Source organism: Micrococcus sp. 140720015-1 (assembly GCF_053627595.1).
On the sequence record NZ_JBSEYC010000006.1, the window covers coordinates 169326 to 189838 of the forward strand.

Sequence of the window (20513 nt, forward strand, 5' to 3'; positions counted from 1 at the left end):
CTCCTTGATGTCGGTCGATCAGACGGCCCGGCGGCCGGCACGCCAGACCGCATGGGTCAGCGGCATGCCGGGGCGGTAGGCCAGGTGGATGGCGGCGGGGGCGTCGAGCACGTGCAGGTCGGCGCGCTTGCCGACCTCGAGGCTCCCGACGCGGTCCTGCGCCCGCAGGCCGATGGCCCCGCCGAGGGTGGCGGCGCGCACGGCCTCGGCGAGGGTCAGGTGCATCTGCAGCACGGCGGTGCCCACGTTGAAGTTCATGGACGTGGTGTAGCTGGTGCCCGGGTTGCAGTTCGAGGCCAGGGAGACCTCGATGCCGGCGTCGAGCAGGCGACGCGCGGGCGCCAGCGGGGCGCGGGTGGACAGGTCGCACGCCGGCAGGCAGCCGGCCACGGTGCCGGGCGTGCCGGTGGCCGAGGCGCGGTCCCAGCCGGTCCAGGTGCCGGCCAGGGCCTCGACGTCCGCGTCGGAGAGGTGGTTGACGTGGTCCACGGAGGCGGCGCCGAACTCCACGGCCACGCCCACACCCGGGCCCTGCTCGATCTGGTTGCCGTGCAGGCGCACGCCCAGTCCCGCCGCCACGCCCGCGGCGAGCACGCGGCGGGTCTGCTCGGCGTCGAAGGCGCCGGTGTCGCAGAACACGTCCACCCAGCCCGCGTGCTCCCGCACGGCCTCGAGCATCGGCCCGACGACGTCGTCGAGGTAGTCCTCCACATCCCGGCCCGGGGGCACGAGGTGGGCGCCGAGGAAGGTCACCTCGTCCACGAGGCCCTCCTCGCGCAGCCCGGCCAGCAGGCGCGCGTGGCGCGCCTCCTCCTCCACGGTGAGCCCGTAGCCGGTCTTGGTCTCGAGGTACGTGGTGCCGCCGGCCACCGCGTCGGCCGCCCGGCCGCGGACCAGCTCGGCCAGGCGGTCGTCCGAGGCGGCACGGGTGGCGGAGGTGGTCACGCCGATGCCGCCGGCCGCGTAGGACTCACCGGCCATGCGGGCCTCGAACTCGGCGGAGCGGTCCCCGTCGAACACGAGGTGCGTGTGGGAGTCCACCCAGCCGGGCAGCACGGCGCGGCCCTCGACGGACACCCGGTCGTCCGCGTCCGGGGCGTCCGCGGCGGCGCCGATCCAGGCGATGCGCTCGTCCTCGACGACGACGGCCGCGTCCGTGAGCACCCGCCCTTCGGGGTCGACGGTGGTCAGCTCGGCGATGTCGGTAATGAGCGTGGAGCGCATGGGGGCCTCTCTGCGGGACGGACGGGGGGTGGGGCGGTGGGGTGGGCCTCAGGTGAGCGCGGCCACCAGGTGGGCCAGCGGCGTGGCCAGCACGATGGTGAGCGCCACGCGCTCGACCCAGATCACCAGGAGGTGCCACATCTTCACGGGGATGTCCGTGGCCAGGATGGCAGGAACCACCGCGGAGAAGAAGATGATCGCGGAGACGCAGACGACGCCGATCACGAACCGGGCGACGAGGTCCTCGTGACCGGCCGCCATCGTGGCCGGGATGAACATCTCGGCGATCGAGGTGGCGGAGGCCGAGGCCAGCAGGCCGGGGTCGGAGTAGCCGAGCGCCCAGAACAGCGGGTAGAAGATCACGCCGATCCACTCGAACACGGGCGTGTACGTGGCCAGGACCAGGGCGATCAGGCCCACGGACATGATGGACGGCAGGATCTGGAGCACCATCACGAGGCCGTCCCGGAAGTTGACCCAGATGTTCTTCGGCAGGGACGGGGCCTCGGCGAGGGTCTGCTCGGCGGCGCGCAGGGCCACGCGGAAGCGGTCCCGGGTGACGGCCTGCTCGGGCGAGTGCACCGCGCCGGGGTACACCTCGTCCGGGATGCGGCTCAGTGGAGGGATGCGCACGGTGATGGCCGTGACCACGAACGTCACCAGGAGGGTGCCGAGAAAGTACCAGAGCCAGATGTCCATCAGGCCCAGCGTCTTGGCGACGATCACCATGAAGGTCGCGGACACCGTGGAGAAGCCGACGGCGATGATCGCCGCCTCGCGGGCCGTGTAGCGGCCGCCGGTGTACATGCGGTTCGTCAGCAGCAGGCCCAGGGCGTAGGAGCCCACGAAGGAGGCGACGGCGTCGACGGCGGCGCGGCCGGGCACGCGCCAGATCGGCCGCATGGCCGGGCGCAGGTAGACGCCCACGAACTCCATGAGGCCGTAGCCGATCACGAGGGCCAGGAAGACGCCGCCGATGGGGACGATCAGGCCCACGGGCACCACGAGCTTGTCCATCAGGAACGGGCCGATGCTCTTGTCCAGGATCCAGCTCGGGCCCACGCCGAACACGACCATCGCCGAGGCGACCAGGCCGAGCACGGCGAGGAAGGCGAAGACCGTCCGGGTGGTGCTGGTCCGCCAGCGGCCCGAGGCGAACGGGTACACGGCGCCGGCGGCGATGATGGCCAGGCCCACCCAGCGGTCGGCCGGGCCGAGCAGCCCGCGCACCCAGGTCACCAGGTGGTCCAGCGGGATGGAGCTCGCCCCGTTGATCGTGACGGGCACGAAGAACATGACGATGCCGATCGCCGAGTAGACGATCATGCGCCAGCGCGCCGGCGGGCGGGGCGCGTCGGCCTCGATCGCGGCCATCGCGGTGGTGTCGGTGTGCAGCTCGTGGTCTGCGGGGCGGGACGAGTCCATCGTGGTGTCCTTTCGATCGCGAGCCGGACGGGCGGCCGCCCGTCCGGCTCGCGGCGGTGAAGCCGTCGGACGGCGACGGCGCGGCGGCACCGTCGCCGTCCGACGACGTGACCGGGTCAGTCCCGGATCGTGGCCTCCATGGGCACACGGACGCCGCGCTCGGCGGCGACCTCGACGGCCCGGGAGTAGCCCGAGTCGACGTGACGGAAGACGCCCATGGCGGGGTCGTTCGTCAGCAGGGCGGTGAGCTTGGCCGCGGCCAGCTCGGTGCCGTCGGCCAGGCCGACCTGGCCGGCGTGGATGGAGCGGCCGATGCCGACGCCGCCGCCGTGGTGGATCGACACCCAGGTGGCGCCGGAGGAGGTGGCGGTCAGCGCGTTGAGCAGCGGCCAGTCGGCGATCGCGTCGGAGCCGTCCAGCATGGACTCGGTCTCGCGGTACGGGGAGGCCACGGAGCCGGAGTCGAGGTGGTCGCGGCCGATCACGATCGGCGCCTTGACCTTGCCCTCGGCCACGAGCTGGTTGAAGAGCAGGCCGGCCTTGTGGCGCTCGCCGTAGCCCAGCCAGCAGATGCGGGCCGGCAGGCCCTCGAACTCCACGAACTCGGCGGCGCCGTCGAGCCAGCGGTGCAGGTGCTCGTTCTCGGGGAACAGCTCCTTCAGGGCCTGGTCGGTCACGCGGATGTCCTCCGGGTCGCCGGAGAGCGCGGCCCAGCGGAACGGGCCGAGGCCCTCGCAGAACAGCGGGCGGATGTAGGCCGGGACGAAGCCCGGGAACTCGAACGCGCGGGAGTAGCCGGCCTTGCGGGCCTCGTCGCGGATGGAGTTGCCGTAGTCGAACACCTCGGCGCCGATGTCCTGGAAGCCGACCATGGCCTCGACCTGGCGGGCCATGGACTCCTGGGCCTTCTTGGTGAAGGTGTCCGGGTCGGCCTCGGCCTCGGCGTGCCAGTCCTTCTCGTCGATCTCGATCGGCAGGTAGGACAGCGGGTCGTGCGCGGAGGTCTGGTCGGTGACGATGTCGATCTCGACGGTGCCGGCCTTCTGGCGCTCGAGCAGCTCGGGGAACACCTCGGCGGCGTTGCCCACGAGGCCCACGGAGACGGCCTCGCCGTCGCGCTTGGCCTGCATGACGCGCTCGACGGCCTTGTCGATGTCCGTCTCCACCTCGTCCAGGTAGCGCTTGCCCATGCGGCGGCGCAGGCGGTCCTCCGAGACGTCCACGATCAGGCAGACGCCGCCGTTGAGGGTGACGGCCAGGGGCTGGGCGCCGCCCATGCCGCCGCAGCCGCCGGTGAGGGTCAGGGTGCCCTTGAGGGAGCCGTCGTAGCGCTTGCGGCCGATCGCGGCGAAGGTCTCGTAGGTGCCCTGCAGGATGCCCTGGGTGGCGATGTAGATCCACGAGCCGGCGGTCATCTGGCCGTACATCATCAGGCCCTCGGCCTCGAGCTCGCGGAAGGTCTTCCAGTCGGCCCAGTCGCCCACGAGGTTGGAGTTGGCGATCAGCACGCGGGGAGCCCACACGTTGGTCTTCACGACGCCGACCGGCTTGCCGGACTGCACCAGGAGGGTCTCGTCCTCGTCGAGGTCCTTGAGGGTGGCGACGATGGCGTCGTAGGCCTCCCAGGAGCGGGCCGCGCGGCCGGTGCCGCCGTAGACGACGAGGTCCTCGGGACGCTCGGCGACCTCGGGGTCCAGGTTGTTCATGAGCATCCGCAGCGGGGCCTCGGTCTGCCAGGACTTGGCGGACAGCTCGGTGCCGCGCGGGGCGCGGATGGTGCGGGACGGGTCGTGCTGGGTGAAGCCCACGGCCATGGCAGTTCCTCTCGACGGGGTGCGTGCGCCGCCGGGACGGGTGGCCCCGGTGATTTCACGGCTCGGCATGCACTTTCCGATCATTGAAACAGTGACTCCCCTCACGCGCAAGCCTGATCCGCGTGTCCCGCACCCGTTACGCTCCCTGTCATGACCACCACCCCCACCGCCTCGACGCGCACCGTGGACCGGGCCCTGGACCTGCTCGCCGCCGTCACCGAGCAGCCCCGGCTGAGCCTGACCGAGGCCGCCCGCGCCACGGAGCTGCCGGCGTCCACGGCGCTGCGCCTGCTGCGCAGCCTCGAGGGGTCCGGCTTCGTGGCCCGCGACGACGACGGCGCCTACCGCCCCGGCGTGCGCCTCATTCAGCTCGGGGCGCGGGCCTTCTCCCGGGACTCGCTCGTGCAGCTGGCCCGCGGGCCGATGGACCACGTCGTGGCCGCCACGGGCGAATCCGTCTATCTCTCGGTGACGACCCCTCCGGACTCCGCCGTCTACCTGGCGATCGTGGAGGGCACGCACTCGGTCCGCCACACGAACTGGGTCGGACGCACCGTCCCCCTGGCGGGCACGGCCGTGGGCGATGCCCTGCGCGGCGGCGTGGCCGCGGGGGACTACACGCTGCGCACCCGTTCCGTGGAGAGGGACGTCACCTCGCTGTCCGCCCCCATCAGCGTGGCGGGCACGGTGGTGGGTGCGCTCAGCACGCTCGTGCCGGCCTACCGCTGCACGGACGAGCTGGCGGACCGGTGCGGGGCGGCCCTCGTCGCCGCCACCGACGAGCTGGCGCACCTGCTCGGGGCGGCCGACACTCCCAGGGAACGCCCAGCCGACTCCCCTGGAAAGCCCAAGGCGAGTTCGTAGGCTGAAGCCACCTCATCGAAGGTGCGAGTGATGACGGAGAAGGCCCCGGGCCCGGCGAGAGCCGGAACCGGGGCCTTTCTCTGCGACCGGCGCCCGAGGCGCCGGTCCGGGGATCAGCGGCGGGAGGAGACGACGCCCGCCCAGAGGCCGGCGAGCAGGCCGGCCACCGGCAGCATCCAGAACAGGTGCACGCCCGACCCGTAGAGGACGGTGTTGGAGAACACCGCGAACAGGCCCACGGCACCGAGGAAGCCGCCGACCACGCCACCGACCACGTAGCGCACGACGGAGCGGGCGGACCCGCCCATCAGCAGCACGATCAGGTAGCCGGCCGCACCCGCCAGGGCGCCGCCCACCAGGCCGAACATGAGGGACTGCAGCAGCACGACCCAGCCGCGGCCGGTCTCGCCCAGCGCCACGGAGCCGTTCGGATCACCCAGGCCGCCGGTGAGCACGCGCACGACGTCGCCGATGATCACGACGAGCACCGAGACGAGGATGACGCGGTTGGTGAAGCCCCAGCCGTCCACCGGGCGCAGCGGCTCGAGCACCTCCTCCTCCACCACGGCGTGGCGCACGGGGCGGGCCGGGGCGGTGTGGGCGTTCGCGGCGTGGGGCTGGACGGCGTGGCTGCCGTCGGCGTTGATGGTCATCTCTGATCTCCCGTCCCGCCCCGGGCGGGGCGCGTTCCGAGCGCCGGGGCGCCCGTCTGGTTGCACATCTGACGTGATTTTAGGCTTTTCCCAGCCCGAGGGGGTAATGGTGACCCGTCCGCCGGGCGGGGGCGGTTCAGAGGACGTCGGTGCGCCGGTTGGCGAGCGAGGGGAGGAACTCCCGGACCTCGTCGATCCGCTCGCGGGTGACCTCCGCGGTCACCACGGCCTCCCGCTCGTCGGCGAGCTCGGCGACGGGCAGCGCCAGCGGGTCCACGATCATCGAGTGGCCCACGGTGCCGTCCGAGCACGTGTCCGCCGCGGCCACCCACACCGTGTTCTCCACCGCGCGGGCCTGGAGCAGGGTGCGCCAGTGCTCCACCTTGTGCTCGCCGGAGAACCACGCCGCGGGGATCACGAGCACGTCCGCGCCCTCCACCGCGAGACGCCGGGACAGCTCGGGGAAGCGCAGGTCGTAGCAGGTGAGCAGGCCCAGGCGGAGCCCGCCGAGCTCGATCGCCGCGACGCCGCCGTCGCCGGGGGTGATCCGGTCCGACTCGCGGTGCGCGAACGCGTCGTAGAGGTGGAGTTTGCGGTACGCGCCCAGCCGGGCGCCGTCCGCGCCCACCGCCAGCAGCGTGTTGTAGGGACGCCGGTCCGGTCCCGGCTCGTAGCCGCCCGCGACGACGGCTATCCCGTGCTCGCCCGCCAGCGCGGCCAGGCCCGCGGCGAACGGCTCCCAGGCCGCGGCGACGGCGTCGGGGAACTCCTCCCCCACCGCGCGGGCCCCGAGCATGGCCTCCTCGGGCAGCACCAGGAGGTCCGCCCCCTCGCCCGCGGCGCGGGCGGCGAGGCGGGCCATCGCGGCCAGGTTCGCCTCGACATCGCCCACGGGCCCGAACTGTCCGACGCTGATCCTCATGCCCCCAGGGTAGCCAGGCCCCTGCCGGTGGCCGTCAGCCCTGGTCAGCGCCGAGGCCAGCCGCCACGCTGGAAGCTGGGCACGACGTCGGCCCGCATCGGCCGCCGTCGTCGTCCGCCCCCGATCCGCGCGGCACCGCGCGGCAGGTCGACACCACAGGAGCAGACGCGATGACCACCCAGCAGCCCGACATCCCCGGCACGCCGGGGCCGATCACCCCCGACCTCGAGGAGCACACCGCCCTCACCCACCCGGACCAGCCCGTGGCCGTCCCGGCCCCGGATCAGCGCGGTCCGGCACAGGTCTCCCCCACCGGCCAGGACACCGGCGCCGACCCCGCGACCGCCGCGCAGGGCTGCCCGTACCTGACCACCGCACACGGTGTGCGCCTGCAGGACTCGGACCACTCGCTCAAGGCCGGCCGCCGCGGCCCCACCCTGCTGCAGGACCACCACCTGCGGGAGAAGCTCAGCCACTTCGACCACGAGCGCATCCCCGAGCGCGTGGTCCACGCCCGCGGCGCCGGCGCCCACGGCGTGTTCCGCGGCTACGGCACCGCCGCGAAGATCAGCCGGGCCGGGCTGTTCGCCAAGGACAAGGAGACGGAGGTGTTCGTCCGCTTCTCCACCGTGGCCGGCTCCCGCGGCTCCATGGACCTGGCCCGCGACACCCGCGGCTTCGCCACCAAGTTCTACACGGACGAGGGCACGTGGGACCTGGTGGGCAACAACATCCCCGTGTTCTTCGTGCAGGACGCCATCAAGTTCCCGGACGTGGTGCACTCGGTGAAGCCGCACCCGGACCGGGAGATCCCGCAGGCGCAGTCCGCGCACGACACGTTCTGGGACTTCGTGTCCCTGCACACCGAGGCGCAGCACCACACCCTGTGGAACATGTCCGACCGCGGCATCCCGCGCTCCTACCGGACGATGGAGGGCTTCGGCGTCCACACCTACCGCCTGATCGCGGCGGACGGCTCCACCGTGCTGGTCAAGTTCCACTGGAAGCCGATGCTCGGCGTGCACTCCGTGACCTGGGAGGAGGCGCTGCTCACCAACGGCATGGACCCGGACTTCCACCGGCGTGACCTCGCCGACGCGATCGAGGCCGGCGCCTTCCCCGAGTGGGAACTCGGCGTGCAGGTGTTCGAGGACAACGAGGAGCAGATGTTCGAGGGGATCGACCTGCTCGACCCCACGAAGCTGGTCCCGGAGGAGCTCGCCCCCGTGCAGCCCCTCGGCCGCATGACGCTGAACGCCAACCCGTCCAACTACTTCGCGGAGACGGAGCAGGTAGCCTTCAACCCGGCCAACCTCGTGCCCGGCATCGACGTCACCAACGACCCGCTCCTGCAGGGCCGCCTCTTCTCCTACCTGGACACCCAGCTCACCCGCCTCGGCGGGCCGAACTGGACCCAGCTGCCCATCAACCGCCCGCACGCCCCGGTCAACGACATGCTGCGTGACGGCTTCCACCAGAGCGCCGTGCATCGCGGCGTGGCCCCGTACCGGCCCAACTCGCTCGACGGCGGCCTGCCGTACGAGACCCCCGCGGACGGCCACGCGTTCATCGACCACCCGGAGCCGCTGCCGGCGTCGGTGAAGGAGCGCGCGCACGCCGCGTCCTTCGACGACCACTTCTCGCAGGCGCGCCTGTTCTTCCTCTCCCTCTCCGAGGTGGAGCGTGAGCACGTGGCGCAGGCGTACACGTTCGAGCTCGGCAAGTGCTACGAACAGACCATCCGCGAGCGCCAGCTGGCCCACCTCGCCGCGATCGACACGCGACTGGCCCAGCAGGTCGCGGACGGCCTGGGCATCCCCGTTCCCGCGCCGACCGAGACCCCGGCCGACGTGCAGCCCTCCCCCGCGCTGTCCCAGGTCGGCGGCGCGTGGCCGCTCGACGGCCGTCAGGTCGGCGTCGTGGTGGGCGAGTCCGTGGACGAGAAGGAGCTGGACGCCCTCGTGCAGGGCATCCACGGTGCGGGCATGGTCCCGCTGGTCATCGCGCCGAAGGGCGGCCCCGTGGCCGGGGAGATCGTGGCCCAGCGGACCTACCTGACCGCCGCGTCCATCGAGCTGGATGCCGTGGTCGTGGCCTCGCCGGCGGCCCCGGCCGCTGACGCCGCCCCCAGCCTGGACGCGAAGGCCGGCGCCGCCGACTCCGAGGCGGTGGACCCGCGCGTCGTCAAGGTGCTGCAGGAGATGTGGCGCCACTCCAAGGCGATCCTCGCCCTCGAGCCGGCGGAGGCCGTCCTCGCGGCCGCCCAGGTGTCCGGCAAGGGCGTCGAGTCCGCGGCGGACGGCGCCTCCGCCGTCAACCGGCTGACGGAGCTGCTGCCCGCGCACCGCGTGTGGGACCGTTTCCCGACGACGGGCCGCCTGGCCGACTGACTCGGCGAACCCCCGGGCGCTTTCGAACGTGAGATAGGGCCTATCTCACGTTCGAAAGCGCCCATTCGCCCTCTTTCACGTTCGAAAGTGCGGGCCGGGCCGGGGCGGCGGGCCGGGTCAGTCCTCGATGAGGTCGCGGACCTGGACCACCTGGTCGCGGCCCGGGCCCACGCCGATCGCGGAGATCCGGCACCCGGAGAGCTTCTCGAGGGCCTCCACGTATCGCTGGGCGTTCAGCGGCAGATCCGTGAACGCGCGGGCGCCCGAGATGTCCTCGGTCCACCCGTCGAAGTGCTCGTAGACCGGCTTCGCGTGGTGGAACTCGGTCTGGGTCATGGGCATGCGGTCGTGGCGCACGCCGTCCACCTCGTAGGCCACGCACACCGGGATCTTCTCGATGCCGGTGAGCACGTCCAGCTTGGTGAGGAAGTAGTCCGTGAAGCCGTTGATCCGCGCGGCGTAGTGCGCCATGACGGCGTCGTACCAGCCGGTGCGCCGCGGGCGACCGGTGTTCACGCCGAACTCGCCGCCGGTGGTGCGCAGCTGCTCGCCCATCTCGTCGAAGAGCTCCGTGGGGAACGGGCCGGCGCCGACGCGCGTGGTGTAGGCCTTCACGATGCCGATGGTCCGGGAGAAGCGGGTGGGGCCGATGCCCGCGCCCACAGCCGCGCCGCCGGCGGTCGGGTTGGACGAGGTCACGAACGGGTAGGTGCCGTGGTCCACGTCCAGGTAGGTGGCCTGGCCGCCCTCCATGAGCACCACCTTGCCCTCGTCCAGGGCGTCGTTGAGCAGGTTCACGGAGTCCACGACCATGGGGCGCAGACGGTCCGCGTAGCCCAGGAAGTACTCGGCGATCTCGTCCACGGTGACGGCGCGGCGGTTGTAGAGCTTCACCAGCAGCTCGTTCTTCTGCCGCAGGGCGCCCTCGATCTTCTGGCGCAGGATCGACTCGTCGAAGATGTCCTGCACGCGGATGCCCAGGCGGGCCACCTTGTCCATGTAGGTGGGGCCGATGCCGCGGCCGGTGGTGCCGATCGCACGCTTGCCCAGGAACCGCTCGGTCACCTTGTCCATGGTCTGGTGGTACGGCGCCACGAGGTGGGCGTTGGCGGAGATCTTCAGGTGCTCGCACGAGTGGCCGCGGGACTCGAGCCCGTCGATCTCCTCGAACAGCGCCTCCAGGTTCACCACCACGCCGTTGCCGATCACCGGCACCGCGTTGGGCGAGAGGATGCCGGCGGGCAGCAGCTTGAGCTCGAACTTCTCCCCGTTGACGACGACGGTGTGCCCGGCGTTGTTGCCGCCGTTCGGCTTGACGACGTAGTCCACTCGGCCGCCCAGCAGGTCGGTGGCCTTGCCCTTGCCCTCGTCGCCCCACTGGGCTCCGACGATCGCGATCGCTGGCATCTGCATCTCTCCTCAGGGCCGCGGGTCGCCCCGGACCGGCCCGTACATGGAAAACGCCCCCTTGCGGTGCACGCGGAGGCCGTACCCCCGAATCCTACCAGCGTGACGGATGCCACCCTCTGGCTACGCTGGCTCCATGAGCACCGCAGCGCCCGGCACCCAGCACTCGGACTTCGCCTCCCCGGCCCCCGCCCGCAAGGGCCCCAGCGTGGGCACGTGGCGACCCTGGGCCGTGCTGCCATGGGCGCTGGCCCTCCTCGCCCTGCCCTTGATCGCGCTCGCCCTGCGCTCCAACTTCGGCGCGAACGGCTGGATGACGGTCATCTACATGGTCTTCGGCGCCCTGCCCCACGAACTCGTCCTCATGCTCATGGTGGGGAGCCTGTTCCTCCTGCCCCGCGTGAACCCGCAGGATGAGCAGCGGGGCGGCATCCGGCTGGGGCGCCTGCTGCACACGCTGTTGGGCGTCTCCTGGGGGTCCTTCGCGCTGGCCGCGATCATCTTCCCCGACGGCGGCGACCACCCGGACTCCGGCGCCACGACCCCGGTGCTCATGGACCTGCTCGGCAAGAGCACCGCGATGGACGTCGGCCTCGTGGGCGGCCTCGCCCTCGCGGCCGTCAGCGTGCTCGCCGGTCTCGCGGTGATCGTGGTGTGCGTGGTGCGGCGGATCCGCGCCGTTCGCTGAGCACGCTCCCGACGACGGCGGTCAGCGCGCCGACATGACGCGCGGCGGGGTGCCCCGCGGCACCGTCTCCAGCACCGCCCCGTGGGCGCCGGCCAGGCGGGCCAGGAACACGAGGTTGGCCCGCTCGACGGGGTCTGGGTCCGCGGCCACGCCGCTGACGAGGATCCGCTCGGGCGCCACGCCACGGGCGGCGGCGTGCTCCACCGTGAGGCGCGCGTGGTTCTGCGTGCCCAGCCCGGGGCGCGCCACGACCATCAACCCTGCGTCAAACCCGGCCGCCCGCAGCGCGCGCACGGCGTCCACAGGCCCCTCGTCGGCCTCGGTCCACGCCACGGTGATCCCGCCGGCGCCCTCGATGAGCAGGTGGTCGACGCCCGCGGCGAGGCCACGCCACCGGCCCAGCTGCTCACCCAGAGGCGGCAGAGGGGGCGTCCCCTCCCCCGCGTGGGCGACCGCGTCCACGGGGGCCATCGCGGGGCCGACCCGCGCCCCCTCGGACACGGTCAGGCGGGCCGGGGCGGCGGCGTCGAGCGCGCCGGATGCGGCGGCCGCGGCCACCAGGTCCCGGACGGTCTCGGCGTCGCCGGCCTCCCCCGGTGCGACGCCCGTCTGCACCGGCTTGTCCACGTGCACGCGGAGCCCGGCCGCCAGGGCATGGGCCGCGAGCGCGGCGGTGCCCCACGTCTTGCCGACGTCCGTGTCCGTGCCGGTCACGACCTCGATGCGCATGCGTCCACTCCACTCTGCTCGATCTGGGTGTCCTCGCCGCCGTGCCACGGCCCGGGCGTCACGAGCACGTGCTGCGGCGCCTGGAAGGAGAGCAGGCGCAGCCACGTCGCCGGCGGCCCGGTGAGCCGGGCGTCCGGCAGCAGGCGCGCGACCTCGCGGACCACGAGGGCGGCCTCGAGCTCCGCAAGCCCGGCGCCGAGGCAGCGGTGCAGACCGAAGCCGAAGGCGAGCCGGGCGTCCTCGTGCTGTTCGCCGCTGAGGTGCAGCAGGAGCTCGTCGCCGGCGCGGACCTCGTGCTCGCCGACGCGGACGTCCGCCGTGGCGAGGCGCCGCCAGGTGGGCACCGAGGAGCTCGTCCGGAGGCACTCGGCCACGAGCTCGGCCGCGGCCGCCTCCGCCGCATCGGCTCCGGCGCCCCCGTCCGCCCCGGCGCCGAGCGCGGCCCAGCGGGCGGGGTCGGCCAGGGCGCGGGTGAGCGCGGTGGAGATGAGCAGCCGGGTGGTCTCCTGCCCGGCGATCACCAGGAAGTAGCCGAGGGAGACGATCCGCTCGTCGTCGACGCCGGCCTCGTGCAGCGCCGCGAACAGGTTGCCGGGCTGTGCGTCGTCCCCGCGCGCCTCGACAACGGCCCCGCGCAGCCACCGGTGGAAGTCGGCGGCGGAGCGGGCGAGCCGCAGCTGGCGGTCCTCATCCGGCCAGCCCCAGAACAGTTCGAGGGAGTCGGCGCTCCAGCGGTGCAGCTGCGCCTCGGGCGGGTTGGGCACGCCGGTCAGGGCGGACATCACGCGCGCCGGGACCGCTGCCGCCACGGTGGTCGCCAGGTCCACGGCACCGCCTGCGCGGCCCGTGTCGGCGAGGGCGGCCGTGAGGGCCGTCCGGGCGGTCGCGAGGATCCGGCCCCGGGCTTCGCGCACCTTCGCCGGGGAGAAGAACGGCGCCACGACGCGACGCACCGCCCGGTGGTCCTCCCCGCCGGCGGAGGCCAGCACGGGCGGCAGCCGGAAGCGGGCGGCGGCCAGGATGCGGCGGGCCGGGCCGCTCAGCGGGACGACCGCCGTGAGGGCGTTGTCCGAGGCGAACGTCCCGGGGTCGGTGAGCACGCGCCGCAGGTCGGCGGGATCGGAGATCCGCAGGTGGTCGCCGCGCACGGCCTCCGGCCGCGGGTCGCCGTGGGCGAACGGGCAGCCCGTGGACGCACCCCACGCCCGGGCGGCCACGCTCGCCACCGCCTCCAGCGCCGCCCGCAGCCGGGGCTCGGGGACGGCGGTGGTCACGCTCACGCGGAGGCGGGCGACACCGTCGGGCACGCTGGGCGGGCGGAAGCATCCCACGAGGACGCCGTGCGCGCGCAGCTCCGCGGCCGCGGCGACGGCCTGCTCCGGTCCGGGCATGCGGATCGAGTGGACGGCGCCCGCCCCGACCTCCACGTGCCCGGCCAGCTCGGGCCGGCGGGTGAGGACGTCCACGGCCGTCTCCCGGGCCCGCGCGAGCCGCGCCGCGGGCTCCCCCGTGGCGGCGATCCGGCAGGCGGCCGCCGCGGAGGCGGCGAGCACGGGGGCCAGGGCCGTGTCGAAGACGAAGGTCCGGGCGGTGTTCAGCACGTGGTCGCGCCAGGACCGCGCGTCGGGCCCGCCGAACAGGGCCAGCCCGCCCTGGCCGCCGAGGGCCTTCGAGCAGGTGGCGGTGACCACGACGGGCGCCTGCCCCGCCCACAGCCCCAGGGCGCCCGTGCGGCTGCCGCCGGGGACCACGCCGAGCGAGTGGGCCTCGTCCACCACGAGCAGGGCGCCGTGTTCGGCGGCCAGGGCGGCCAGGGCGGGCAGGTCGGCCTCGTCCCCCAGCACGGAGTACAGGGACTCGACCACGACCACGATCCGTCGCGCCCGCCCTTCGGCGCGCAGCCGGTCGAGGGCGGCCCGGAAGGCGGGCACGCTGTTGTGCTCCACCGTGGTGACCGACGCGCCCGGCAGGGGGGCGGACGCCCCTGAGCGGGCGGTGGCGGCGAGGGCGGCGCCGTCGCGCAGGCTCGCGTGGGCGTGCTCGTCCAGGAGGAAGGCGGTGCCCGGCCCGGCCAGGGCGCCGAGGACGCCGAGGTTCGCGGTGTAGCCGGAGGAGAAGGCGAGGGCGGCATCCGCGCCGGCCAGCGCGGCGGCGGCGGACTCGAGGTCGGCGTGAGCGGGATGCGTCCCCGTCACGACGCGGGAGGCCCGCGCGCCGACCGGTCCCTCGGTGGCGATGCGCGCGGCGGCGGCCCGCACGTCCGGGTGGACGGCCAGGCCCAGGTAGTCGTTGGCGGCCAGGTCCACGACGCCCGACGACGGCGCGCCCGGCTCCGGCGGGTCCGCGCGACGCTCCAGGCCGCGGCGCGCGCGGACGGCGGCCCGGGAGCCCAGCCACGAGGACCAGGGGTCGGCGGGCGTGCTCGTGGCCGCGCCGGCCTCGGCGGTGCTCATGCGCAGACCTCCTCGACGGCCCCGGTGACGGCCGCGCAGATCGTGGCGACGTCGTCGTCGGTGCTCACGTAGGGCGGCATCACGTACACCAGCCGCCGGAAGGGGCGCACCCACGCACCGCGGGCGACGGCGGCCCGAGTGACGGGCTCGACGTCCACGGTCCGGTCCAGCTCCACGACGCCGACCGCACCCAGGACCCGCACGTCGGTGACGGCGGGCAGGTCGGCGGCCGCCGCCAGCCCGGCGCGCAGCCCGGCCTCGACGCGGGGCACCTGGGCGGCCCAGCCGTCCCGCGGGTCGGTGAGCAGGTCGAGGGACGCGGAGGCGACCGCGCACATCAGCGGGTTGCCCATGAACGTGGGCCCGTGCAGGAGTGCCCCGGGCATGCCCCGTTCCCGCCGGGAGACCGTCTCCGCGACCTCGGCGGTGCACAGCATGGCCGCGCCCGTCATGGTGCCGCCGGTGAGCGCCTTGCCGAGGCACAGCACGTCCGGGACGACGCCGGCCCCTTCGCACGCGAGCCAGCGGCCGGTGCGGCCGAAGCCGGTGGCGATCTCGTCGGCGATGAGCAGGAGTCCGTGCTCGTCGCACAGCTCACGCAGCACGGCGAGGCAGCGCGGGTCGTAGACGCGCATGCCCCCCGCCCCCTGGAGCACGGGCTCGAGGATCACGCCGGCGATCTCGTCCGCGTGCGCGGCGGTGAAGGCGCGGGCCTCGTCCTCCCACGCGGCGAGGGCGGCGTCGTCGGTCTCCCAGTGGCCGGCCGGAGCGGCGTCGGGTGCCGCGGTGACGCCCTCGGGCACCCAGCGTGCCGCCGGCGGGCGGGGCAGGAACAGATGCCGTGCCACGAGCGAGGTGAAGGCCGCGTGCATGCCGTCCACGGGATCGCACACGCCCATGGGCGCGGCGGTGTCCCCGTGGTACCCGCCGCGGACCGTGAGGAATCGGCGGCGGCTGGGCCGGCCGCGCGTCGCCTGGTACTGGAGGGCGAGCTTGAGCGCGACCTCCACCGAGACCGAGCCGGAGTCGGCGAGGAACACGTGCTCGAGCGCGGCGGGGGTGTGCGCGACGAGCCGTTCCGCCAGGTCGATGGCGGGCGCGTGCGTGAGCCCGCCGAACATGACGTGCGGGAAGGCCGCGGCCTGCCGGGTCAGGGCCTCGACGAGCGCGGGGTGCCCGTGCCCGTGCACCACGGACCACCAGGACGCCATCGCGTCGATGGCGCGGTGACGTTCCCCGCCCGGCCCCTCGAGGTCGAGGTGGACGCCCCGGGCACCGCGCACGGCGTAGAGCTGGCGGGCGCCGGCGGCCCCGTAGGGGTGCCAGAGGTGGGCGGCGTCGCGGTCGAGGAGGCCGGCTTCAGCGGGGGCGGTCACGGTGCGTTCAGGCGTTGGCGGGCTCGGCCGTGCCCGCGCCCCGGCGGCGCAGCTCGGGCTTCACGGTGCCCTCGGCGCCCGTGTCGGGGCGGGCGACCTCCGCGGCCCCGGCCTCCGAGGCGACGGCGGCACCGGAGCCGCACGGCCCGGCGTCGTCCGCGCCGCCGCAGCAGCCGCCGGCCGGGGCGCCGTCGTCGGCCGCGGCCCGCTGCGCACGCTTCTCGGCGCCGAGCACGGTGAAGCCGGCGTCGGCGATCATCTGCAGGTCCGCCTCGGCGTCCTGGCCCTCGGAGGTGAGGTAGTCGCCGAGGAAGATCGAGTTGGCCACCTGCAGGCCGACCGGCTGCAGGGAGCGCAGGTGCATCTCGCGGCCGCCGGCGATGCGCAGCTCCTTGTCCGGGCAGGCCAGGCGGACCATGGCGAGGATCCGGAGGCACTCGAGCGGCGTGAGCTGCTGGTGGCCCTGCAGCGGGGTGCCGTCGAAGGGCATGAGGAAGTTGACGGGGATGGAGTCGGAGTCCAGGTCACGGAGCGCGAGGACGGCCTCGACGAGCTGCTCGTGCGTCTCCCCCATGCCCGCGATCAGGCCGCTGCAGGAGGACAGGCCGGCGGCGCCGGCACGTTGCACGGTGTCCACGCGCTGCTCGTAGGTGTGGGAGGTGCAGATGGACTCGTAGTGGGACTCGGCCGTGTTGAGGTTGTGGTTGTAGGCGTCGACGCCGGCGTCCTTGAGCTTCTCGGCCTGGCCGTCCTTGAGGAAGCCGAGGCACGCGCACACCTCGACGTCCGGGTGCTGGGCCTTGAGGTCGCCGACCATGCCGGCCACGCGGTCGACGTCGCGGTCCGTGGGGCCGGTGCCCGAGGCGACCATGCACACGCGCGAGGCGCCGCCGGCGATGCCCAGGCCCGCCTGGCGGACGGCCTCCTCCGGCTTGAGCCACGTGTAGCGCAGGATCTCGGCCTCGGTGCCGAGCCGCTGGGAGCAGTAGGTGCAGTTCTCGGGGCAGAGACCGGTCTTGAGGCTGACCAGGTAGTTGACCTTGACCGTGCGGCCGAAGTGCTTCTCGCGCAGGCGCGAGGCCGCCGCGACGATGCGGAACGTGTCCGCGTCCGGGGCGTCCAGCACAGCGACGGCCTCTTCAGCGGTGAGCACGTGGCCTGTCTCGATGCGGTCCACGAGGGCCTCGGGGTCGAGGGCGGCGGCGGGGCGGGGGTCGACGGCGGGGGCGTCCTGGGTGGCGGTCATGCGGGCCTCTCCGGTGGGCGGGGCTCGGCCCCGGGTGGGTCTGACCCGAGGGACTCTAACAGTGTTCATTGAACAGCGTTCAGGAGCGCGGGACCATGACCCCGACGTCAGCGAGTGCGCCGGTCCAGAGGGACCGGCTCGGGCCGGGGCTGCTCCTCGAGCGTCGTCGTCGCCGCGAGGATGCCGTGGGCGGCGGCAGCGAGCGCCGCGCCGAGCAGACCGGCCCCGACCGCCCGGACGCCGGCGTCGTCGATCACGTTCAGCACCAGCCCCGGAATGACCGCGGCCCCCATCAGCAACATCACCCACGCGGTGGAGCCGGCTCCGGCGTAGAACACGTTGCGGCGAGCCCGCTCCGCCTCGACCCGGTGATGCACCCCTCGCAAGGCGAGCATCGCTCCGAGGGCCCTGACGGCCACCAGCGTCAGACCCCAGCCCAGTCCCAGGTCCTGCCACAGTCCCGCGAACACACCGGCCGAACCCACCAGGGCAGACGCCCCACCGATGCGCCACCGCCACTCACGCTCTTCCCCCACCCGGCTCGCAGCCCCACGCTCGCACACGGCCCTCGGAGGCGGAGCGGCGGATCATGCGGTCACGGCCGCCGGGATCACTCCTGCGTGAGGGGCGAATGGAACTCCGAGGCGAGCATCGCGTAGGTGGCACCATCCACCCAGCCGCGCGTGAGATGCAGAGACTCCTCCTTGAACGTCCCCTCGTGACGCATCCCCACCTTCTCCATGATGCGCAGACTCGGAGCGTTGTCCGCGAAGGCATGAGCCTCCACGCGCCGCACACCCAGATCGTTGAACGCGAAGCCCAGCAGGGCTCGCGCAAGCTCGGTGCCATAGCCCTGCCCCGCCTGGCGCGGATCGATCGTCCAGCCGAGCTCGGCCTGGGCGTCCCGGGCTTCCTCCCGCGGGCCGCCCTGACTCCACGCGTCCTGCACCGCGACCTTCCCGACACCGACAACGACGTCCCCGACCCGCACGGTGAGACGGTCCCCCGCCCCGAGGTAGAACTCGCGCAGCGCGTCCTCACTCTCCGGGCGGCCGGAGGTCCACGTCCACACCTGCTCCAGACGGCAGAAGCCCCATACGGCGGGCGCATCGAGACCCCGGAACGGGGTGAGGGTCAGCCGGCGGGCCCGCAGCGGGAAGCAGACGCCTCGACTCGCGGCGAGCTCCAGGAGAGGGGTGGCCATGACAGACAGGGTACGAACAAAAGTCCTCGAGTCAGCCCCCGGACAGACCAGTGCCCACACCCTGCGTCGATGCCGGATCCACGCGGCCTCTCAGGGCCCGTTGACCTCGGGCAGATCCCGCCACGGAGTCCCGCACCTGCACCGGTAGATGATCGCTTCGCCCATCGTGCGGTCTGGGGCAGCGGGGCGATCAGTTCCCATCGGGCGTCGGAGACGACCTGGAACCGGGACATGGCCTCCCGGGTCTTAGCGGGTCCCTGGATCCATTCTCAGACACGCCCTAGGCCATCTCCAGCGTCTAGGCCCGCCTCACATCCGAGGAGGTCCTCCACGGCGATTGCCGCGTCCGCTGCCTCGTCACGGCCGATTCCGGCATCTACCAGCCGGCGGCCCTCGCCCATCCACCCCAGGAACCAGCGAAGCCGCGTCGCGGCGCTTCCGTGCAGAGGTGGGTCCGGTGCGGCATCGTCGAGCAGACTCGCCAATGCCACGGCGTCCTGTAGGTGCCTCTCCCGGCCCCGGGAGTCCACACGGTACGCCTCGATCTTCAGTCCCAAGGCCCCGATCGGATCCGGGACAGCGATGGCCACAGGGCCCTGCGGCGTGAGAACCGCGACGTGGAGGGGCCGCTCGAGCGCATTACGACCACCCGGCGCCTGCACGGACAGCGGCTGGGTCAACTCCTGCACGGCAGGCGGGGGCACGTGGTCGGCGATGAGGAAGTCCGCCTGCATGTCCCCGTCACCCTCCGCGCGGGTCATGCGGTGCGAGGGGGCCGAGGTGTCAATCGGGTCCTTGTCCTCATACCCCAGAGCGCGAAGACCGCCGCGCAGAGCCGTGAGGTGTTGACGCCAAGCGACCTCCACACGCGCCAGCGTGTCGATGTCCAGGGTGGCGCGGCTCAGACACGATGCAACAGTCGATCGAGGGCCTCTCGCCCAGCGGCCCGCTCACGGACGTCGTCGGAGTCCATGAGGTCCAGCGCCACGACTGCCTCAGTGCCAAGCAGGGTGGAGGGATCCACGGGGGCAGGTACGTGGCGGATCACCACTTCCCCCGCCGCGGAGGCGTCGAGGCGGAGCCGGGACTGGAGAGCCTCCAAGTCGCCGAGCAGATAGCCCTCCTCTCGCTGGCTCCCTTCGACAGCGGCGAGCCCGAAGCGGCGGGCGAGATCCGACTGACCCAGGGCGGAGACCCCCGAGGGCACGAGAACGTCGGCGAGCTTGGCTCGGGCTCGAGGCGAGGCGTGGAACCGGTGGGGCCGGGCCCTGTTCTCAGCCAGTCGGTGCATCTCGGCAGCGGTGAGCGTTCGCAGCCGGGAGCGCAGACGGGAGATCCGCGGCTGGTCGAGGAAGGCCCGTCCGTTTCCTCCGGCAAGGAGGTCGACGGCGGCCCAGACGGTCCGCGGAGCCCAGGTGCGGCCTATACCCGGCGCCCTGCGGGCACGACGGGTCAGATCGCGCTCATCGATGAACCAGGATTCCCCGAGGCGGCGGGCCGGCACATCACCGTCCTCGACGAGACGCCGCACATAGCGGTTGGAGACCTTGAGGCGCTCGGCGGCCTCCCCCACCGTCAGAAGAGTCATGCCAGAAGAGTACCGGATCCGGACCTATTCATGCATGCCCGGGAGCCCTGACTTTGAGACCCTGTCATGCCATGCACCGAGAGCGCGTGGCCCTCTCACCAGAGCCGTACTCCACCAGAGCGGAGACGGAAGGGCCATCGACAGCAGCGCCTGGAAGGGGGCAACACGCCCTGGGGCGATCCCTTCGGCCTGGCGCTCCTTGATCCGTCGACGCTCGAACTCAGCGAATGCGGCCTTGATGCCGAGCATGAGTCCATCTATGGGGGAAGTGCCGGACCTGCGCACCGTGATCCCACTCGGACGAGACCTGCACGGTGCACCCCTTGTCGGTGAGCTCGTCCACGCTCGCGTACAGATTCCGGGTGACCCGGCCGAGCCGGGCCACGACGTCGTCGACCACTGGGGGATCGACCGCGCCGGCACCCTCGTCAGCTAGGGCGTGTTGCTAAAGGGTTCCAAGGGGTCGATGCCTCAGTCTTGAGGGATGTCGCGTGACGTGATCTCAGACGAGGTCTGGGCCGTGATCGGCC

The 20513-nt window shown here is 73.2% G+C and carries 18 protein-coding genes; 3 read left to right on the plus strand and 15 right to left on the minus strand.

The window, feature by feature from the left end:
• Positions 1-18: 18 nt before the first annotated feature.
• The 3 genes from hutI to hutU all read right to left on the minus strand — a co-directional run bounded on the left by hutI (position 19) and on the right by hutU (position 4463).
• Positions 19-1224 carry an imidazolonepropionase gene (gene hutI, locus ACUXPL_RS11375; protein WP_454183953.1) on the minus strand — a complete coding sequence of 402 codons (1206 nt, stop codon included), beginning with the start codon at positions 1222-1224 and terminating at the stop codon, positions 19-21.
• Positions 1225-1272: 48 nt separating this feature from the next.
• Positions 1273-2649 carry a YjiH family protein gene (locus ACUXPL_RS11380; protein WP_454183955.1) on the minus strand — a complete coding sequence of 459 codons (1377 nt, stop codon included), beginning with the start codon at positions 2647-2649 and terminating at the stop codon, positions 1273-1275.
• Positions 2650-2765: 116 nt separating this feature from the next.
• Positions 2766-4463 carry a urocanate hydratase gene (hutU, locus tag ACUXPL_RS11385; protein ID WP_454183957.1) on the minus strand — a complete coding sequence of 566 codons (1698 nt, stop codon included), beginning with the start codon at positions 4461-4463 and terminating at the stop codon, positions 2766-2768.
• A 150-nt stretch (positions 4464-4613) separates the two neighbouring features.
• On the opposite strand from hutU, the gene ACUXPL_RS11390 reads away from it, so the two are divergent.
• Positions 4614-5327 (plus strand): IclR family transcriptional regulator, encoded by a 714-nt coding sequence (locus ACUXPL_RS11390; RefSeq protein WP_180536764.1) that lies wholly within the window; start codon positions 4614-4616, stop codon positions 5325-5327.
• A 113-nt stretch (positions 5328-5440) separates the two neighbouring features.
• Here the strand turns inward: ACUXPL_RS11390 and ACUXPL_RS11395 are convergent, their stop codons facing one another.
• Both ACUXPL_RS11395 and ACUXPL_RS11400 read right to left on the minus strand, forming a co-directional pair.
• On the minus strand, positions 5441-5980 hold the full coding sequence (locus ACUXPL_RS11395) for a hypothetical protein (RefSeq protein ID WP_180536763.1): 540 nt from the start codon (positions 5978-5980) through the stop codon (positions 5441-5443).
• 136 nt (positions 5981-6116) lie between these two features.
• Positions 6117-6902, minus strand: coding sequence for a carbon-nitrogen hydrolase family protein (locus ACUXPL_RS11400; protein WP_454183960.1), 786 nt, complete (start codon positions 6900-6902; stop codon positions 6117-6119).
• 170 nt (positions 6903-7072) lie between these two features.
• On the opposite strand from ACUXPL_RS11400, the gene ACUXPL_RS11405 reads away from it, so the two are divergent.
• Positions 7073-9292 carry a catalase gene (locus tag ACUXPL_RS11405; protein ID WP_454183962.1) on the plus strand — a complete coding sequence of 740 codons (2220 nt, stop codon included), beginning with the start codon at positions 7073-7075 and terminating at the stop codon, positions 9290-9292.
• A 117-nt stretch (positions 9293-9409) separates the two neighbouring features.
• On the opposite strand, the gene ACUXPL_RS11410 is transcribed toward ACUXPL_RS11405, so the two are convergent.
• Positions 9410-10699 carry an adenylosuccinate synthase gene (locus ACUXPL_RS11410; RefSeq protein WP_069941931.1) on the minus strand — a complete coding sequence of 430 codons (1290 nt, stop codon included), beginning with the start codon at positions 10697-10699 and terminating at the stop codon, positions 9410-9412.
• Between the two features lie 136 nt (positions 10700-10835).
• Between ACUXPL_RS11410 and ACUXPL_RS11415 the strand changes: the two genes are divergently transcribed.
• Complete coding sequence (locus tag ACUXPL_RS11415) at positions 10836-11387, plus strand: hypothetical protein (protein ID WP_454183964.1); 552 nt, start codon at positions 10836-10838, stop codon at positions 11385-11387.
• A 21-nt stretch (positions 11388-11408) separates the two neighbouring features.
• Here the strand turns inward: ACUXPL_RS11415 and bioD are convergent, their stop codons facing one another.
• From bioD to ACUXPL_RS11460, 9 genes are all read right to left on the minus strand, one after another.
• Positions 11409-12116, minus strand: a complete 708-nt coding sequence (gene bioD, locus ACUXPL_RS11420) for an ATP-dependent dethiobiotin synthetase BioD (protein WP_454183966.1) — start codon at positions 12114-12116, stop codon at positions 11409-11411.
• Positions 12098-14569 carry an aminotransferase class I/II-fold pyridoxal phosphate-dependent enzyme gene (locus ACUXPL_RS11425; protein WP_454183968.1) on the minus strand — a complete coding sequence of 824 codons (2472 nt, stop codon included), beginning with the start codon at positions 14567-14569 and terminating at the stop codon, positions 12098-12100. Before ACUXPL_RS11425 ends, bioD begins: the two co-directional genes overlap by 19 nt.
• Positions 14566-15945 carry an adenosylmethionine--8-amino-7-oxononanoate transaminase gene (gene bioA, locus ACUXPL_RS11430; protein ID WP_454183970.1) on the minus strand — a complete coding sequence of 460 codons (1380 nt, stop codon included), beginning with the start codon at positions 15943-15945 and terminating at the stop codon, positions 14566-14568. Before bioA ends, ACUXPL_RS11425 begins: the two co-directional genes overlap by 4 nt.
• Positions 15946-15952: 7 nt before the next feature.
• Complete coding sequence (gene bioB, locus ACUXPL_RS11435) at positions 15953-17191, minus strand: biotin synthase BioB (protein WP_454183972.1); 1239 nt, start codon at positions 17189-17191, stop codon at positions 15953-15955.
• Positions 17192-17298: 107 nt separating this feature from the next.
• Positions 17299-17676 (minus strand): hypothetical protein, encoded by a 378-nt coding sequence (locus ACUXPL_RS11440; RefSeq protein WP_454183974.1) that lies wholly within the window; start codon positions 17674-17676, stop codon positions 17299-17301.
• Positions 17677-17801: 125 nt separating this feature from the next.
• Positions 17802-18395 (minus strand): GNAT family N-acetyltransferase, encoded by a 594-nt coding sequence (locus ACUXPL_RS11445; protein WP_454183976.1) that lies wholly within the window; start codon positions 18393-18395, stop codon positions 17802-17804.
• A 269-nt stretch (positions 18396-18664) separates the two neighbouring features.
• The gene (locus ACUXPL_RS11450) at positions 18665-19156 is read right to left on the minus strand and encodes a hypothetical protein (RefSeq protein WP_454183978.1); all 492 of its coding nucleotides are present in this window, start codon (positions 19154-19156) and stop codon (positions 18665-18667) included.
• A 140-nt stretch (positions 19157-19296) separates the two neighbouring features.
• Entirely contained in the window at positions 19297-19983 is a 687-nt protein-coding gene (locus ACUXPL_RS11455) for a helix-turn-helix domain-containing protein (RefSeq protein WP_454183980.1), read from the minus strand.
• Positions 19984-20007: 24 nt separating this feature from the next.
• Positions 20008-20232: a recombinase family protein gene (locus tag ACUXPL_RS11460; protein ID WP_257643179.1), complete on the minus strand. Its 225-nt coding sequence runs from the start codon at positions 20230-20232 to the stop codon at positions 20008-20010.
• Positions 20233-20513 lie beyond the last annotated feature (281 nt).

Bases quoted from the DNA above. Each gene is read 5' to 3' on its own strand.
- ACUXPL_RS11395 (WP_180536763.1), bottom strand. From the start codon at position 5,980: ATGACCATCAACGCCGACGGCAGCCACGCCGTCCAGCCCCACGCCGCG.
- ACUXPL_RS11415 (WP_454183964.1), top strand. From the start codon at position 10,836: ATGAGCACCGCAGCGCCCGGCACCCAGCACTCGGACTTCGCCTCCCCG.
- bioD (WP_454183966.1), bottom strand. From the start codon at position 12,116: ATGCGCATCGAGGTCGTGACCGGCACGGACACGGACGTCGGCAAGACG.
- ACUXPL_RS11400 (WP_454183960.1), bottom strand. From the start codon at position 6,902: ATGAGGATCAGCGTCGGACAGTTCGGGCCCGTGGGCGATGTCGAGGCG.
- ACUXPL_RS11380 (WP_454183955.1), bottom strand. From the start codon at position 2,649: ATGGACTCGTCCCGCCCCGCAGACCACGAGCTGCACACCGACACCACC.
- ACUXPL_RS11455 (WP_454183980.1), bottom strand. From the start codon at position 19,983: ATGACTCTTCTGACGGTGGGGGAGGCCGCCGAGCGCCTCAAGGTCTCC.
- hutU (WP_454183957.1), bottom strand. From the start codon at position 4,463: ATGGCCGTGGGCTTCACCCAGCACGACCCGTCCCGCACCATCCGCGCC.
- hutI (WP_454183953.1), bottom strand. From the start codon at position 1,224: ATGCGCTCCACGCTCATTACCGACATCGCCGAGCTGACCACCGTCGAC.
- ACUXPL_RS11450 (WP_454183978.1), bottom strand. From the start codon at position 19,156: ATGACCCGCGCGGAGGGTGACGGGGACATGCAGGCGGACTTCCTCATC.
- ACUXPL_RS11445 (WP_454183976.1), bottom strand. From the start codon at position 18,395: ATGGCCACCCCTCTCCTGGAGCTCGCCGCGAGTCGAGGCGTCTGCTTC.
- ACUXPL_RS11460 (WP_257643179.1), bottom strand. From the start codon at position 20,232: ATGCTCGGCATCAAGGCCGCATTCGCTGAGTTCGAGCGTCGACGGATC.
- ACUXPL_RS11405 (WP_454183962.1), top strand. From the start codon at position 7,073: ATGACCACCCAGCAGCCCGACATCCCCGGCACGCCGGGGCCGATCACC.
- ACUXPL_RS11425 (WP_454183968.1), bottom strand. From the start codon at position 14,569: ATGAGCACCGCCGAGGCCGGCGCGGCCACGAGCACGCCCGCCGACCCC.
- ACUXPL_RS11390 (WP_180536764.1), top strand. From the start codon at position 4,614: ATGACCACCACCCCCACCGCCTCGACGCGCACCGTGGACCGGGCCCTG.
- bioB (WP_454183972.1), bottom strand. From the start codon at position 17,191: ATGACCGCCACCCAGGACGCCCCCGCCGTCGACCCCCGCCCCGCCGCC.
- ACUXPL_RS11410 (WP_069941931.1), bottom strand. From the start codon at position 10,699: ATGCCAGCGATCGCGATCGTCGGAGCCCAGTGGGGCGACGAGGGCAAG.